This is a genomic window from Streptomyces sp. CBMA156, assembly GCF_014596515.1.
In the GTDB taxonomy this organism is placed as follows: Bacteria; Actinomycetota; Actinomycetes; order Streptomycetales; family Streptomycetaceae; genus Kitasatospora.
In genome coordinates, this window is the sequence record NZ_MSJQ01000377.1 from 1 (window position 1) to 15,606 (window position 15,606).

8 protein-coding genes are annotated in these 15,606 nt (G+C 74.8%); 6 read left to right on the top strand and 2 right to left on the bottom strand.

Features of this window, described 5'->3' with window-relative positions; genetic code table 11:
• The 3 genes from BU198_RS32935 to BU198_RS32945 all read left to right on the top strand — a co-directional run.
• Positions 1-366 (top strand): response regulator transcription factor (locus BU198_RS32935; RefSeq protein ID WP_188300513.1); only part of this gene is annotated, 366 nt, incomplete at its 5' end.
• Between the two features lie 232 nt (positions 367-598).
• Positions 599-1,900, top strand: coding sequence for a diaminobutyrate--2-oxoglutarate transaminase (gene ectB, locus BU198_RS32940; RefSeq protein WP_188300514.1), 1,302 nt, complete (start codon positions 599-601; stop codon positions 1,898-1,900).
• Positions 1,901-1,930: 30 nt separating this feature from the next.
• Positions 1,931-2,911: an ornithine carbamoyltransferase gene (locus BU198_RS32945; RefSeq protein ID WP_188300515.1), complete on the top strand. Its 981-nt coding sequence runs from the start codon at positions 1,931-1,933 to the stop codon at positions 2,909-2,911.
• Positions 2,912-3,043: 132 nt separating this feature from the next.
• Here the strand turns inward: BU198_RS32945 and BU198_RS32950 are convergent, their stop codons facing one another.
• Positions 3,044-10,366, bottom strand: a complete 7,323-nt coding sequence (locus tag BU198_RS32950; RefSeq protein WP_188300516.1) for a non-ribosomal peptide synthetase — start codon at positions 10,364-10,366, stop codon at positions 3,044-3,046.
• A 207-nt stretch (positions 10,367-10,573) separates the two neighbouring features.
• On the opposite strand from BU198_RS32950, the gene BU198_RS32955 reads away from it, so the two are divergent.
• The 3 genes from BU198_RS32955 (at position 10,574) to sbnB (ending at position 14,175) form a co-directional block, all read left to right on the top strand.
• Positions 10,574-11,842, top strand: coding sequence for an MFS transporter (locus tag BU198_RS32955; protein WP_188300517.1), 1,269 nt, complete (start codon positions 10,574-10,576; stop codon positions 11,840-11,842).
• A 327-nt stretch (positions 11,843-12,169) separates the two neighbouring features.
• Positions 12,170-13,159 (top strand): 2,3-diaminopropionate biosynthesis protein SbnA, encoded by a 990-nt coding sequence (gene sbnA, locus BU198_RS32960; protein ID WP_188300518.1) that lies wholly within the window; start codon positions 12,170-12,172, stop codon positions 13,157-13,159.
• The gene (gene sbnB, locus BU198_RS32965) at positions 13,153-14,175 is read left to right on the top strand and encodes a 2,3-diaminopropionate biosynthesis protein SbnB (RefSeq protein WP_188300519.1); all 1,023 of its coding nucleotides are present in this window, start codon (positions 13,153-13,155) and stop codon (positions 14,173-14,175) included. The genes sbnA and sbnB overlap by 7 nt, the downstream gene beginning before the upstream one ends.
• Before the next feature lie 118 nt (positions 14,176-14,293).
• Here sbnB and BU198_RS32970 read toward each other — a convergent pair.
• The coding region (locus BU198_RS32970; RefSeq protein ID WP_188300520.1) for a helix-turn-helix domain-containing protein at positions 14,294-15,606 on the bottom strand (1,313 nt) is incomplete at its 5' end.

Below are 15,606 nucleotides of genomic sequence, written 5' to 3' on the forward strand. Positions count from 1 at the left end.
GCGCTGCGGGCGGGCGCTCGGGCCATGCTGCTGTCCGCCGAGGCGACGCCGGCCCGGCTGGCCGCGGCCGTCCACTCGGCCCACCGCGGCGAGGGCCGGCTGTCCCACCCGGTGCTGGCCTGCCTGCTCGACGGGTCTCCGGAGCCGCCCGGCCCCGGAGGGCGCCCGGGCACCTCGCCGCTGACCGGCCGCCAGACCGAGGTGCTGCGGCTGATGGCGGACGGCCACGGCAACGAGGCCATCGCCCGGACGCTGCGCTGCTCCAAGCACACCGTCAAGAACGTGATCTACGAGCTGATGGGCCAGCTCCAGGTGCACAACAGGGCCCACGCGGTGGCCCACGCCGTGCGGACCGGGCTGATCTGACCCGCCGGCCGGTGCGGGGCCCGGTCCCGGAACCCGGACCGGGCCCCGCACCGGGACAAACGCGCAGTGACACCGGCGCCGAGGCTGCCGCTCGTTCCCTGGTACCAGGCCTCGCTCCGGCGACACGCTGCTCCTGCCGATGTCCGTCCGGCGGGCATGGCGACCCTCACTCCACCCGCGGGCGGCGCCACGAGCACTCCACCGCGGGTTCGATCGCTGCCGAGAGGACCTGATGGACATCACCCAGGACACCCGGAACACCGGCCAGGAGCCGTTGCCGGAGCACGAGTTCAAGGTCTTCGAGGAGCTGGAGTCGGAGGTCCGGCTGTACTGCCGCACGTTCCCGGCCGTCTTCGAGCGGGCCAAGGGCGCCGAGCTGCACACCGAGGACGGCCGCACGTTCATCGACTTCTTCTGCGGCGCGGGGACGCTCAACTACGGGCACAACAACGACGCCATCAAGGCCCGGGTGGCCGAGTACCTCGCCGCCGACGGCATCACGCACGGCCTGGACATGTACACCGTGGCCAAGCGGGAGTTCCTGGCCGCCTTCGCCGACACCGTGCTGCGGCCCCGCGGGCTGGACTACAAGGCGCAGTTCACCGGCCCGACCGGCACCGACGCCGTGGAGGCCGCGCTCAAGCTCGCCCGCAAGCAGACCGGCCGCACCGGCCTGGTCGCGTTCACCGGTGCGTACCACGGCATGTCGCGCGGTTCGCTCGCGGTGACCGGCAGCCGCCGGGCCCGCCGGGCGGGCGGGGTCAGCGGGCAGGACGTCACGTTCATCCCCTACGAGGACGGCCCGCAGGGCCCGTTCGACTCGATCGGGTACCTGGAACGGCTGCTCGCCGACTCCTCCTCGGGCGTCGACCTGCCGGCCGCGGTGATCCTGGAGCCGATGCAGATGGAGGGCGGGGTCTACCCGGCAAGCGCCGGGTGGCTGCGCGCCCTGCGCGAACTCACCGAGCGGCACGGCATCCTGCTGATCCTCGACGAGATCCAGGCGGGCTGCGGCCGCTCGGGCCGGTTCTTCTGCTTCGAGCACGCCGGGATCACCCCGGACGTGGTGACGCTGTCCAAGTCCCTCAGCGGCTACGGACTTCCGCTGTCGCTGGTGCTCTTCAGACGGGAGCTGGACGCCTGGGAGCCGGGTGAGCACACCGGGACGTTCCGCGGCAACCAGATGGCCTTCGTCGCCGCCACCGCGGCCTGCGAGCTGTGGCGGCAGGACTCCTTCCACACCGGGCTCGCCGCCGGGACCGCCCGCCTGGACCGGTTCCGCGGCGAACTGGACGGGCTGGGGCAGGGCCTGGTGACGCGCGGGCTCGGGATGGCGCTCGGCATCGACCTCGGGGCCGCCGGCGGCCCCGAGCGCGCCAAGCGGCTCCAGCGCCACGCCTTCGAGCAGGGACTGATCGTCGAACTGTGCGGCCGTGCGGACGAGGTGGTCAAGCTGCTGCCGCCGCTGACCGTCGATCCCGCGCTGCTCGACCGGGGCCTCGACGTGCTGCGGCAGGGTCTGCAAACGATCTGACATCCCGTCCCGTCACGGAAGGAGAAGGCCATGTCCCGTCCGCCACGCCGCCACCTGATCTCGATCGACGACCTCGGCTTCGAGGAGATGCACCGCATCGTGCAGCGGGGCGCCGACTTCGCCGCCGGCCGCCGCGAGGACGCCCGCCTGCCGCGCGACACGGTGGTGGGCGTCCTGTTCCGCAGGACCTCCACCCGCACCCGTACCGCCTTCTCGGCCGGAGCGCTGCGGCTGGGCGGCCGGTTGATCACCTACGGCCCCGACGACCTCCAGGAGAACACCGGGGAGACGGTCGAGGACACCGCCGCCGTGCTGTCCCGGATGCTCGACGTGCTGGTGGCCAGGACCGCGGGCAGCGAGGCCGAGCTGCGGGCCTTCGCCGCCCAGGAGCGGATGGCCGTCGTCAACGCGATGAGCGCCGCCGAGCACCCCACCCAGGCGCTCACCGACCTCACCACGCTGCTCGGCCGGTTCGGGCGGATCGAGGGCCTGCGGGTGCTCTACGCCGGCGAGGGCAACAACACCGCCTCGGCGCTGACGCTGGCGCTGTCCCGCTACCCGGGGACGGCGCTGTACCTGCGCACCCCGGACGGCTACGGGGTCGAGCAGCGCTACCTCGACCGGGCCGCCGAGTACGCGGCGGGCAGCGGCGCGCTGGTGGAGCAGCGGCACGACATGGCCGACCTGCCCGAGGTCGACGTGGTCTACACCACCCGCTGGCAGACCACGGGCACCACGAAGGCCGACCCCGACTGGCGGCTCGCCTTCGAGCCGTTCCGGGTGGACAAGGCCGTCATGGACGCCAGCCCCGGTGCGCTGTTCATGCACGACCTGCCCGCGCACCGCGGCGACGAGGTGACCGCCGAGGTGCTCGACGGGCCCGCCTCGATCGCCTTCGAGCAGGCCGAGAACAAGTACCACAGTGCCCGCGCGGTGCTGGAGTGGTGCGTCGGCGGCCCGGAGGGAGACGGCCCGGAGAACGGCGACCCGGAGGACGACGGCCCGCAGTGATCCCGGCGAAGGGGCCGCCTCCCGGAATCCACCGGGAGGCGGCCCCTTCGGCGTGTCCGGCCCCGGGCGCGGGCGCGCGAAAGGGCGGCTCCCCGCAGCGGAGCCGCGGGGAGCCGCCCTTCCCTGCGACCGTCAGTCCGTCTCCGCCATCAGCCGGTCGAGCACCTCGGCGAGCCCCGCGACGTGCGGCGGACGCAGCACACCGAGGTGGTCGCCGCCGACCCGGTGCAGCTCCAGGCCGCCCGGGGTCAGCTCGGTCCAGCGCGCCAGGTAGTCCCGGAAGGGCTGACCGGAGGCCACGTCGTGCCCGCCGCCCGCGAGTTCGTCGCCGGCCAGCAGGTGCATCCGCCCCGGGTAGGGCCGGTGCCGGTAGCCCAGGGTCGCCTGGGCCAGCTCGCGCCAGACCTTGAGCCGGCCCGCCCAGAAGGTGTCACCGGGCCGGGGCGCCAGCCGGGCGCCCTCGTCGATGACGTAGTCCAGCACCTTGAGGAACTCCCCCTGGAGGCGGGCGATCTCCTCCTCCCCCACCGCCAGGTCGAGTTCGCCGAGCAGGCTCTCGCCGCGGGCGAACATCGCCACCTCCTCCCACAGGTTCCTGCGGGTGTGGCTGTCCAGGGCGGGGTCGAGCAGGGCGAAGGTGACCTGTTCGCCGTCGCGGTGCAGCCGGTGCGCCAGTTCGCTGGTGACCGGTCCGGCACCGCACCAGCCCAGCAGGTGGTACGGGCCGGTGGGCCGGATGGCCCGGATCCGGCCGAGGAACTGCTCGGCGACGCTGCCGATGCTCTGCGGGGAGGCGACGTCGCGGTGCAGCCCCGGCCACTCCAGGCCGACCACCTGCCGGTCCTCGGCGAGGTGTTCGGCGAGGTGGACGTACCACTGGGCGCCGCCCGGGTAGACGCAGAACAGCGGTGCCCGGACGCCCTCGCGCCGCAGCCACAACACGGAGTCCGCGAGGCCGTCCGCGGCGTGCGCCGGGTCGGCGGCGCGGGCGGGCGCGAGGTCGGCGGCGACGGCGGGGTCGATCGCCCGGGCCAGTTCGGCGACCGTGCGGTGCTGGTAGAAGTCCCGGAAGGCGACCGCCGTCCCGTGCTCCTCGCGGAGCCTGACGATCACCCGCATCGCGATCAGCGAGTGCAGGCCGAGGTCGGTGAAGGAGTCGTCCACGCCGATCCTGGGCAGGCCGAGCACCTCGGCGAGGGCCGCCGCCAGCAGGCCCTCGACCGCGGTGCGCGGCGCCAGGTACGGGGTGGCGGGGACGCTCTCGGCGTCGGGCTCGGGCAGGGCGCCCGGGTCGACCTTGCCGCTCGGGGTGAGCGGCAGGGCGTCCAGCAGGACGAAGCCGGACGGGACGAGGTACTCGGGCAGGTGGCCGAGCAGCCAGTCCCGCAGCTCGGCGGCCCCGGGGGCCGCGCCGTCGCGCGGCACCACGTAGGCGACCAGGCTGCGGTCCCCGCCGGGCGCGGTGCGCACCCGGACGGTGGCCTCACGGACCGCCGGGTGGCGGCGGAGCACGCCCTCCACCTCGCCCGGCTCGACCCGGTAGCCGCGGATCTTCACCTGGTTGTCGGCCCGGCCGCCGAACTCCAGCAGGCCGTCCTCCCCGTAGCGGGCCAGGTCGCCGGTGCGGTAGAGCCGGGCGCCCGGCACCGCCGCGTACGGGTCGGGGACGAAGCGGTCGGCGGTCAGGCCGGGCCGCTCGGCGTAGCCGCGGGCCAGCTGGGCACCGCCGATGTACAGCTCGCCCGTGACGCCGGCCGGGACGAGCCGCAGGTCGCGGTCGAGGATCCGCATCACGGTGTTGGCCACCGGCCGGCCGATCGGCACCGGGCCCGCGGGCAGCCGGTCGGCCGTGGACTTCAGGATGCAGCACCCGACGGTGGCCTCGGTCGGGCCGTAGTGGTTGACCACCGCCGTGGCCGGGGCGTGTTCGGTCCAGGCGCTGAGCGCCTCGCGGGTGAGTTCCTCGCCGCCCACCACCAGCCGGTCGGTGGCGGCGGCGAGCGCGGCGGGCGCCAGGGTCTGGTTGAGCAGCGCCAGGTGCGTCGGGGTCAGCTTGACCAGGCCGAATCCGCCGCGTTCCAGGGCGGCCACCAGGCCGTCCAGGCCGGGGGTGCCGTCGTCCTCGGTCAGGGTGACCGGCCGGCCGGACAGCAGGGCGGGGAACAGCGAGGTGACCGGCAGGTCGAAGGTCATCGCGGAGTACAGCGGGGAGCCGGTGCCGCGCACGTCCGGGAACTCGGCCGCCGCCCAGGAGGCGTAGTTGACCAGGGAGCGGTGCTCGATCATCACGCCCTTGGGGGTGCCGGTGGAGCCCGAGGTGTAGACGATGTAGGCCAGGTTGCCGGGCGTGGCGACCGGGCCGAGGTCGCCCGGGTCCAGCGCGTCGAGTTCCGCGTCGCGGTCGAGCAGCACCGTCCCGGCGGGGTGGCCGGCGACCAGGCCGGCCAGCTCCTCCTGGGTGAGGACGGCCGCGGCGCCGGTCTCGGTGAGCACCCCGGTCAGCCGCCGGGCGGGGTGGGCCGGGTCGAGCGGCAGGTAGGCGGCACCGGCCTTGAGCACCCCGAGCAGCGCCGCGACCAGGTCGGGGCCCCGGCGCAGCAGCACCCCGACCTTGGACTCGGGGCCGACGCCGAGCCCGCGCAGCCGCCGGGCGATCCGGTTGGCCCGGGCGTTGAGTCCGGCGTAGTCGACGGTGCCGCCGTCGGCGCGGTGCAGCGCGACGGCGTCCGGGGTGCGGGCGGCCTGCCGCTCGAACAGCTCGTGCACGCAGGCGTCCGGGACCGCCGTCGCGGGCCCGGTCGCGTAGCGGTCCAGCAGTTCGCGCTCCTCGGCGGCGAGGGCGTCGGCCCCGGCGTCGCCCTGCGGGTCGGCGGCCATCGCCTCCAGGATCCGCCGGTACAGCCCGGCCAGCCGCTGCCCGTTGGCACGGCTGATCCGGTCGGGTCGGCCGTAGAGGACGAACACGCCGGGGAAGGTCGAGGCGTCCAGCGCGAACTCGTTGGGGCTGACGTCGACGACCTTGTCGGACTCGATCTGCCGGTCGTCCAGGACGTGGAAGTCCAGGTAGGTGAAGGACACCTCGATCAGCGGGGTGCCGTCGCCCCAGGCGCGCTGCATCTCGGGCAGCGGGAAGCGGCGGTGCGGCCAGGCCGCCACCTCGGCGGCGAAGACCCGCCCCACCAGCTCGCGCCACGTGCCGCCGGTCAGTTCGACGCCGAGCGGCACGGTGTTCAGGTGCATGCCGCGCACCAGCTCGCCGCCCTCCGTCTCCAGTCGGCCGTTGAAGACCAGTCCGCTGTGGAAGCGGCGGCTGCCGCTGATCGTGGCCATCGCCTTCAGGTGCGCGGCGAACAGCACGCTCTTGAGCGGCACCCCGGCGGCGGCGGCCAGAGCGCGCAGGCCGGGCTCCAGGTCGCGGAACGGAACGGCGACCTGGTACGGCTGCTCGCCGGCCGCCGGATCGGCGGCCCAGGACGGCGGCAGCACGACGCGCTCGAAGCCGGCCACCCCCTGCTGCCAGAACGCCCGGTCCTCGGCACTGGCCAGGGAGCGCCGCTCCAGCGCGATGTGGTCGGCGTAGCGGACGGTGTGCCGCTGCCCGGCGGCGGCCGGGGCCTGCCCGGCGCGGATCGCCCGGTAGTCGCGCATCACCTCGTCGATCAGCGAGTGGTGGCTCCAGCCGTCGAGGATCGCGTGGCACTCGATGAAGGAGAACGTCCAGCGGTCGTCGGCGGTCTGGTGGACGTGGAAGCGCAGCATCGGCGCCCGGCCGACGTCGAAGGGCGTCCGGCGGGTCCGGGCGGTGAACTCCGCCAGCTCGGCCCCGACCCGCTCCTCGTCGAGCCCGCGCAGGTCGTCGTAGCCGACCTCCAGGGTCGCGTCGGCGTGGACGAGCTGGAGCGGCTCGGAGTAGCCGGTGAGGTCGAAGGCGGTGCGCAGGATCTCGTGCCGCCGGACGAGCAGGGCGGCGGCCTCCCGCAGGGCGGGCAGCGAGAACGGCGCGTCGTCGACGAACGGGAAGAGCGTGATGTTGTGGTAGGGGCTCTCGTCCCGGTCCGCGAGCATCTGGTAGACCATCGCGGCCTGCACCATGGCGAGCGGGTAGGCGTCCACCAGGCCGGGCGGCAGGGCGGCGCGGTCGGCGTCCGGGAGCAGCGCGAACGGCGCCACCCGCTGCTCCTCCACGCTGGCGGGCCCGCCGGGCCTGGCGAGGTCGGCGAACCGGGCCAGGCCCTCGACGCTCTGGTGGACGAGCAGGTTCTGCACCGTCAGGTCGATCCCGCGCCGCCGCAGCGCGCCGACGACCTTGATCGCCCGGATCGAGTCGCCGCCCAGGTGGAAGAAGTTGTCGAGGGCGCCGACGCGGGGCAGCCGCAGCACCTCGGCCCAGGTCTCGGCGACGGTCTGCTCGGTGCCGGTCCGCGGGGCGACGTGTTCGGGGCCGCCGAGGCCGCGGTGGGCTTCGGGGGCGGGCAGGGCGCGGCGGTCGATCTTGCCGTTGGCCGTCATCGGGAAGGCGTCCAGCGGGACGAGGATCGCCGGCACCATGTAGCCGGGCAGCGTGCGGCCGAGGGCGGCGCGCAGCTCCGCCACGTCGAGGGTGCGGCCCGCCCCGGGCACGACGTACGCGACCAGCCGGGCCTCCCGCTCGTCGGGGCGGCGGTGCGCGATCACCAGGCTGGTGTCCACTCCGGGGAGTGCGCCGATGGCCGCCTCGATCTCGCCGGGTTCGATCCGGTGGCCGCGGATCTTCAGCTGGCCGTCGGCCCGGCCGACGAACTCCAGTTCGCCGTCGGCGCCGTAGCGGGCGAGGTCGCCGGTGCGGTACATCCTGGCGCCCGGGGTGGTGGCGTACGGGTCGGGCAGGAAGCGCTCGGCGGTCAGCGCCGGGCGGTGCAGGTAGCCGCGGGCGAGGCCCGGGCCCGAGACGTGGAGCTGGCCCCGGACGCCGATCGGCACCGGGTTGAGGTCCGCGTCGAGGAGGTGGAGCCGCAGGTCGCCGAGCGGGCGGCCGATCGGGCTGCGCCTGGCACCGCCGGTGTCCTCGGCCCGCACCGGGCGGTAGGTGACGTGGACGGTGGTCTCGGTGATGCCGTACATGTTGACCAGGACGGGCCGCCGGTCGCCGAACCGGTCGAACCAGGGTGCCAGTTCGGCCACGTCCAGCGCCTCGCCGCCGAAGACGACGGTCCGCAGCGAGAGCGCCTCCGGCGCGAGGCCGGCCAGCGCGACGGCCTCCTGGAGGCCGCGGAAGGCGGAGGGGGTCTGGTTGAGCACGGTGACGCGCTCGGTGACCAGCAGGTCGAGGAAGTCCTGCGGCGAGCGCGAGAGGGCGAACGGCACCACCACGGCCCGGCCGCCGTTCAGCAGCGCGCCCCACAGCTCCCAGACCGAGAAGTCGAAGGCGTAGGAGTGGAACAGCGTCCACACGTCGCCGGGGCCGAAGCCGAAGTCCTCCTGGCAGGAGCGCAGCAGGCGCAGCACGTTGGCGTGGGTGACCGGGACGCCCTTGGGGGCTCCGGTGGAGCCGGAGGTGTAGATGACGTAGGCGGTGTTGCCGGGATCCGCCCGCGGGGCGGGGTCGGTGTCGGGCCAGTCCTCGCCGGTCTCGTCGAGCAGCAGGGTGGTGACGGTCTCCTCGCCCGTGCTCCGGTCGGTGACCAGTGCGGTCACCCCGGCGTCGGCGAGGATGTAGGCGAGCCGGTCGGCCGGCTGGCCCGGGTCGAGCGGGAGGTAGCCCGCGCCGGACTTGAGCACGCCGAGCAGGGCCACCACGAGGTCGAGCCCGCGGTCGCAGCGCACGCCGACCAGGGTCTCCGGGCCGGCACCGAGCGCGCGCAGCCGGTGGGCGAGGCGGTTGGCCCCGGCGTTCAGTTCCGCGTACGTCAGCGAGACGCCGTCGCAGGTGGCGGCGAGGGCGTCGGGGGTGCGCTCGGCCCACTGCCGGAAGACCTCGGGCAGGGTCTCCTCGGCGGGGTAGCTGCGGCCGGATCCGCCCCAGGAGGCGAGGAGTTCGCGTTCGGCGGCGGGCAGCAGGTCGAGCCGGCCGACCGGCCGGCCCGGTTCGGCGGCGATGCCGGCCAGCAGCCGCAGGTAGTGCCCGATGGTCCGCTCGATCGTCGCCCGGTCGAACAGCGCGGTGGCGTACTCCAGTTCGCCGGTGACGGAGCCGTCGGCGGTGGTGGTGAGCGCGAGGGTGAGGTCGAACTTGGCGGTGTGCCAGTCGACCGGCCGCTGCTCGGCGCGCAGCGCGCCCGGCTCGGCCGGGGTGTGTGCGGCGAGCTGGAAGACCACCTGGAAGATCGGGTTGCGGGAGGGGTCGCGCTCGGGCGCCAGCTCGTCGACCAGCCGCTCGAACGGGGTCTCCTGGTGGGTGAACGCGCCGAGCGCGGTCTCCCTGACGCGGCCGAGCAGTTCGAGGAAGGACGGGTCGCCGGAGAGGTCGGTGCGCAGCGCGACGGTGTTGGCGAACAGGCCCACCATGGGCTGGGTGTCGGCCTGCTCCCGGCCCGCGACCGGGGTGCCGACCACGACGTCGCTCTGCTCGCAGCCGCGGCCGAGCAGCAGCTGGAAGGCGGCCAGGAACACCATGAACGGGGTGGCGCCCTGGGTGCGGCCCAACTCCACCAGCGGCTCGGCCAGTTCGGCCGGTACGGTGAACGTCTCGATGGCGCCGGCGGCGTCCCGGACCGGGCCGCGGGGCCGGTCGGTCGGCAGATCGAGCGGCGTGAGGTCGGCCAGGGCGCTTCGCCAGTAGGCGAGTTGGCCGGCCAGCCGGTCGCCGGAAAGGTGGGCGCGCTGCCAGGCGGCGAAGTCCGCGTACTGCGCGGCGGGCGGGTCGAGCGGGCTCGGCCGGCCGGCCGCGTACGCCTCGTAGAGCTGCCCGAGTTCGCCGAGCAGAACGTCCTCCGACCAGCCGTCCGAGGCGATGTGATGAATGGTCAGCAGAAGTGCGCACTCGTCGCCGGCGAGCTGGGCGAGCAGCGCCCGGACGGGGTGCTCGGCGGCCAGGTCGAACGGCCGCCGGCCGTCCTCGGCCACCAGCTCGGCGAGCCGCCGCTCCGCCAGCTCCGGCTGCTCCCACTGCTCCGGCTCGGCGGCCCCCAGGTCGACGGTGGTCAGGGCGATCGGCCCCGGGGCGTCGATCACCAGCACCGGCTCGTCGTCCACGGCCGGGTAGCGGGTGCGCAGCACCTCGTGCCGGGCGACCAGGGCGTCCAGCGCCCGCCGCAGCGCCGCCCGGTCCACCGGTCCGGGCAGCCGCAGCAGCAGCGGCATCAGGTACTCGGTGCCGCCGGGCCTGAGCCGGTCGAGCACCCACATCCGGTGCTGCGCGAACGACAGCGGGAGTGCGCCGTCCCGGGGCACCGGGGCGATCCCATCCTGCCGCTTCTTCGTCAAGCCGCGCAGGCGTCGCTGCAGCAGCTCCGTGCGGGAGCTCGGGCTCGTGCTCATCCTTCGCCTTCCTGTGCGTGCGACGGGGTCCGCGGTCCGGTGACGGTGCAGGGCCTGTCCCTCGGGTCCTTGCCGGCCGGGCGTCAGCCTGCCGACTGCGGGAAGCGGGTGGCAGGGTCAGCACGGCCGAGGTTGCGGCGGCGGACTGCGCGCGTGACTGCCGGTCCTTCTCTGGGCCCGGGGCGGCCGGCCTCCCAGCATCGACCCATGACCGACACCGTGCGCGAGGAAGTCCCCGAGAAGGTCCCGCCGTTGGCGCGCAACCGGGACTTCCTGCTGCTCTGGCAGGGAGCGGCGGTCTCCGGGCTGGGCTCCAACGTCTCCGGCGTGGCCTACCCGCTGCTGGTCCTCGCGCTGACCGGCTCCCCGGCCGACGCCGGGTTCACCGGCTTCCTCGCGCTGCTGCCGCACCTGCTGTTCCAGCTCCCGGCGGGAGCGCTGGTCGACCGCTGGAACCGCAGGCAGACGATGATCTGGTGCGACGTGCTGCGCTGCCTCGCCATCGGCAGCGTCGCGGCGGCACTGCTGCTGGACCGGCTGTCGCTGCCGCACATCCTCACGGTCGGCTTCGTCGAGGGCACGCTGACGGTGTTCTTCCAGATCGCCGCCTCGGCGGCCGTCCCCAACGTGGTGCACCCGTCCCAGCTCGCCGCCGCGCTCTCCCGCAACGAGGCGCGGGCCCGCGGCGCCACGATGCTCGGCAAGCCGCTGGGCGGCCTCCTGTTCGGCCTCGGCCGGGCGGCGCCGTTCCTCTTCGACGCCGTCAGCTACCTGTGGTCGCTGGTCTCCCTGCTGCTGATCCGCACGCGGTTCCAGGCCGAGCGGAGCCCCCGCGGCGGCCCGCTGCACCGCGAGCTCACGGAGGGCGTCCGCTGGCTGTGGCGCCATCCGTTCATCCGCACCACGACCTTCCTGATCGCGGGCAGCAACCTGCTGTTCCAGGCGGTCTTCCTGACGGTCATCATGATGGCGCGCGGCCAGGGCGCCTCGTCGGCCTCGATCGGCCTGATGTTCGGGCTGGGAGCGGTCGGCGGGGTGCTCGGCTCCCTGGTGGCGCCCGGGGTGGAGCGCCGGCTGTCGATGCGGGCCGTGGTGGTCGGCGCCAACTGGGTCTGGGCACTGCTGGTTCCGCTGCTCCTGGTGGTCCACGGCCCGTACCTGCTCGGCGCGGTGTACGGCCTGATGTGCTTCGTCGGCCCGGTGTGGAACGTGGTGACGTCCGCCTACCAGCTCGCCGTCACGCCGGACGCCATCCAGGGCCGGGTGCTGGGCGCCGTCGGCCTGGTCGCCTACGGCGCCGTCCCGCTCGGCTCGCTGATCGGCGGCCAGCTGCTCTCCCGGATCGGCGCGGACTCCACCGTGTGGGTGCTGGCCGCCTGGATGGTCCTGCTCGCCGCGACCGCCGCCCTCAGCCCCTCGGTGCGCTCCGCCCCCTCCCTCTCGGGCGCCGCCGCCGAGTCCGCTCCGACCGCCTGACCCGGGGACCCGGCGGCAGGGCGCGCGTGCTGCTCCTGCTGCCCGTTTGTCTCTTGCCGCCGTTCCCCGGCGCCCGGCAGGCTCACCCCGTCGCAGTGTCAAACCCCGAGGCTAGGAGGGCCGTGATGGCCGAGGAAGCCACCGACACCTGCCCGTACCGGCTCGTCGCCCCCGACCGGCGGCATGCCCTCCGGCGGGCCGGCGAGGAGTGCCCGGCGCACCCCGGGACCGGGCGGACCGGGCGACGGCCGCTGAGCCCGTGCCGCCGTACGGACAGCGGTGTCATCGGGGGCTCCCGTGCGCGGGTCTGACCCGGTGCCGGCCGGCGTGCTCCAGACCGTGGGCCGGACGCCGCTGGTCGAGCTGACCAGGATCGACCCGACCAGCCACTTCCGCCTGTTCGCCAAGCTGGAGGCGCACAACCCGGGCGGCTCCATCAAGGACCGCTCCGCGCTGGAGCTGCTGTCCGAGGGCATCCGCTCGGGCCGGCTGGTCCCCGGCCGGTCGGTCGTCGTCGAGTCCAGCTCGGGCAACCTGGGCATCGGACTCGCCCAGGTCTGCGGGTACTTCGGGATCCGCTTCATCTGCGTGGTGGACCCCCGTGCCAACCGCCAGAACATCGCCGTCATGCGGGCGCTGGGCGCCGAGGTCGAGGTGGTCACCAGGACCGACCCGGTCACCGGCGAGTACCTGCCGGTGCGGATCCGGCGGGTGCGCGAGATCCTCGCCACGACCGAGCACGCCTACTGCCCCGACCAGTACTCCAACCCGCTCAACCCGCGCTCGCACCACGCGACCATGCGCGAGATCTGCGAGGCCGTGCCCGACGGCCTCGACTACCTGTTCTGCGCGACCAGCTCGTGCGGAACGCTGCGCGGCTGCGCCGAGTACGCGCGGGAGCACCGCCTCCCGGTGACCATCGTGGCCGTCGACGCCGAGGGCAGCGTCATCTTCGGCCGCAGCCCCGCGCCCCGGCTCATCCCCGGGCACGGCGCGGCCGTCCGCCCGGCCCTGCACCAGGACGGCCTCGCGGACGAGGTGGTGCACGTCAGCGATCTCGACTGCGTGGTCAACTGCCGACGGCTGGCGCACCGCGAGGCGATCCTGGCCGGCGGCTCGGCGGGCGCGGTGATCGCCGCGGTCCGGCGGATGAGCGCCCGCATCCCGGCCGGCGCGACCTGCGCGGTGATCCTCCCCGACCGGGGCGAACGCTACCTCGACACGATCTACAACGACGACTGGGTGGCGTCGCACTTCGGCGACGTCGCCCGCCTCTGGAAGGAGAACGGCCCGGTGGCCGAGGTGACACCATGCTGATCCTGACAGCCCGTGAGGTCCGGCAGGTCCTGGACGGTGCCGAGCACCAGGTCGTCGGGGCGGTCAGCCGGGCGTACCGGCTGCACGCGGCCGGCCGGACGGTGCTCCCCCACTCGCTCTTCCTGCGGTTCCCCGAAGCGGCCCGCGACCGGATCATCGCCCTGCCCGGCTACCTCGGGAACGCCGGGGACGCCGGAGGCCCCGGGGACGAGGAGCCGGTCGCCGGCATCAAGTGGATCTCCTCCTTCCCCGGCAACCTGGACGCCGGGCTGGAGCGCGCCTCGGCGGCGATCATCCTCAACTCGATGCGCACCGGCCACCCCGAGGTGCTGCTGGAGGGCTCGGTGGTCTCCGCCCGGCGCACCGCGGCGAGCGCCGCGCTCGCCGCCGCGACGCTCGCCCCGCGGGAGCCGCAGACCGGCGTCACCCTGATCGGCTGCGGCGTGATCAACTTCGAGGTGCTCACCTTCCTCCGCGCCCTGCTGCCCGACCTGGCCGAGGTCACCCTCTTCGACCTCGACCCGGCCCGCGTACGGGCCTTCGCCGAGCGGTGCGCGGCCCGGCTGCCCGGGCTCAGGACCGGCACCGCCGAGCGGATCGAGGACGCCCTGGCCGCCCATCGGCTGGTCTCGATCGCCACCACCGCCGCCGCCCCGCACCTGGACACCTCCCCCTGCCGGCCCGGGACGCTGCTGCTCCACCTGTCCCTGCGCGACCTCACCCCGGAGACCGTCCTGTCCAGCGTCAACATCGTCGACGACGCCGACCACGTGTGCCGTGAGGCCACCTCGCTGCACCTCGCCGAACAGCGGGCCGGTCACCGCGACTTCATCGCCGACTCGATCGGCGCCGTCCTCACCGACGGCCGCCGCGACCGCGACCCCGAAGCCCTCACCGTCTTCTCGCCCTTCGGCCTGGGCGTCCTCGACCTCGCCGTCGCCGACCTGGTCCGCCGCAGGGCGCGGGAACAGGGCCTCGGCACGGACGTCCCGGACTTCCTCAGCCCCGAGGCGTAGGGGCCGTGACCGCGCCAGGGGCGTACGCCGTGACGCCGCGAGGGGAGTGTGCCGCGGCTCCGCGAGGGGGGCGCCGCGCCCGTCGCGGAACCGCCGGGACCCGGGTGCCGCGGGCCGGTCAGTCCCCGCACAGCGCCCGGGCGAGGCCGCACAGCTCCGCACGGTCCGTGCAGCCGGTCTTGTGGAGCAGGCTGGCGATGTGCTTCTCCACCGTGCGGGGCGAGATCGACAGCCGCTGGGCGATGTCCTGGTTCCCCGGGCGCTCCACGAGCAGGGCGAACACGTCGTACTCACGCGGCGTCACCCCGACCCTCCGCAGCCCCTCGGGGATCAGCTCCCGCCCGGTGCGCCGCTGGGCGACCACCACCCCCGCCTGCCGGATCAGCGACCGGCAGGCACCGGCCACCGAGCGGACGCCGGCCTGGTGGAAGTACTCCTCGGCGGTCCGCAGCCAGGTGACCGGGTCACCCCAGCCGTCGGCGAGGGCCGCCTCGGCGACCAGGCGCAGCCCGAGGTGACGGGCGGTCGGGAAGCCCCGGAACTCCTGCGACGCCAGATCCACCAGGCCCGCGGCCTCCCGGCCGCGGCCCTCGCGTCCGAGCAGGACGGCCTCGGCGAGCACCAGGAACTGCCGGTTCCACGCCAGAGCGGCGGCCGGGGCCGCCAGGACCGTCGCGTACACCGAACGATCGGCCGTGTCCGCGATGACGGCGAGCAGCGGGCCGAGGCCGTGCCGTCCGCTGATGTAGAACACGCTGGGGTGCCGGTCCTCCCAGGCGGCCGAGGCGGCCAGCTCCTCCAGTGCCTGGGCGCGGTTCTCCTCCAGCAGGGCGCAGAAGGCCCGGCACAGGCCGTGCAGGACCGGCGTGAGGAAGGAGGCGGAGTCGTCGGCCCGCTCGAAGCGGAGCAGTTCCCGCTCCATCTGCCGCCGCCGGCCCTGGTGGGCGGCGACGGCGGCCGCCACCAGCAGCAGGTAGCGGTGGATGCCGAGGTTGCGCATCCGGGCGCTCGGCTCCAGGCAGCGTTCGATGATCTCCCGGGCGGCCGTGAAGTCGGCGCGCTGCAGGGCGTCCATGGCCAGCAGGCCATCCGCGTTCTGGGCGAGGACGAGGGCGCCCAGGTCCCGGGCGGCGTCCCTGGCCTCCCGGATCCGGCGCGCGTCACCGGTGCGCAGGAAGGCGTTCCCGCCGAGCCGCAGCAGCGCCTCCACCCGCCAGACCGGCAGGGCGTGCTCCTCCGCGACGGCGAGCATCCGCTCCAGGCACGCGTCCGCGTCGTCGAAGCCGTGCTCACGGGCCAGCAGGGCGAGCAGCTGCCAGGCCTGGCAGGCCACCACGGGGAGCTTCTCGCGCTCGGCGACCTCGGCCGCCTCGCGGGCCAGCCGCTCGGCCTCCGCCCTCGCCCCGCCGTGGCCGGGCAGCAGCGCCAGGT

Excerpts from the sequence above, each read along its gene's own strand:
- ectB (WP_188300514.1), top strand. The coding sequence starts at position 599 with ATGGACATCACCCAGGACACCCGGAACACCGGCCAGGAGCCGTTGCCG.
- BU198_RS32945 (WP_188300515.1), top strand. The coding sequence starts at position 1,931 with ATGTCCCGTCCGCCACGCCGCCACCTGATCTCGATCGACGACCTCGGC.
- BU198_RS32950 (WP_188300516.1), bottom strand. The coding sequence starts at position 10,366 with ATGAGCACGAGCCCGAGCTCCCGCACGGAGCTGCTGCAGCGACGCCTG.
- BU198_RS32955 (WP_188300517.1), top strand. The coding sequence starts at position 10,574 with ATGACCGACACCGTGCGCGAGGAAGTCCCCGAGAAGGTCCCGCCGTTG.
- sbnB (WP_188300519.1), top strand. The coding sequence starts at position 13,153 with ATGCTGATCCTGACAGCCCGTGAGGTCCGGCAGGTCCTGGACGGTGCC.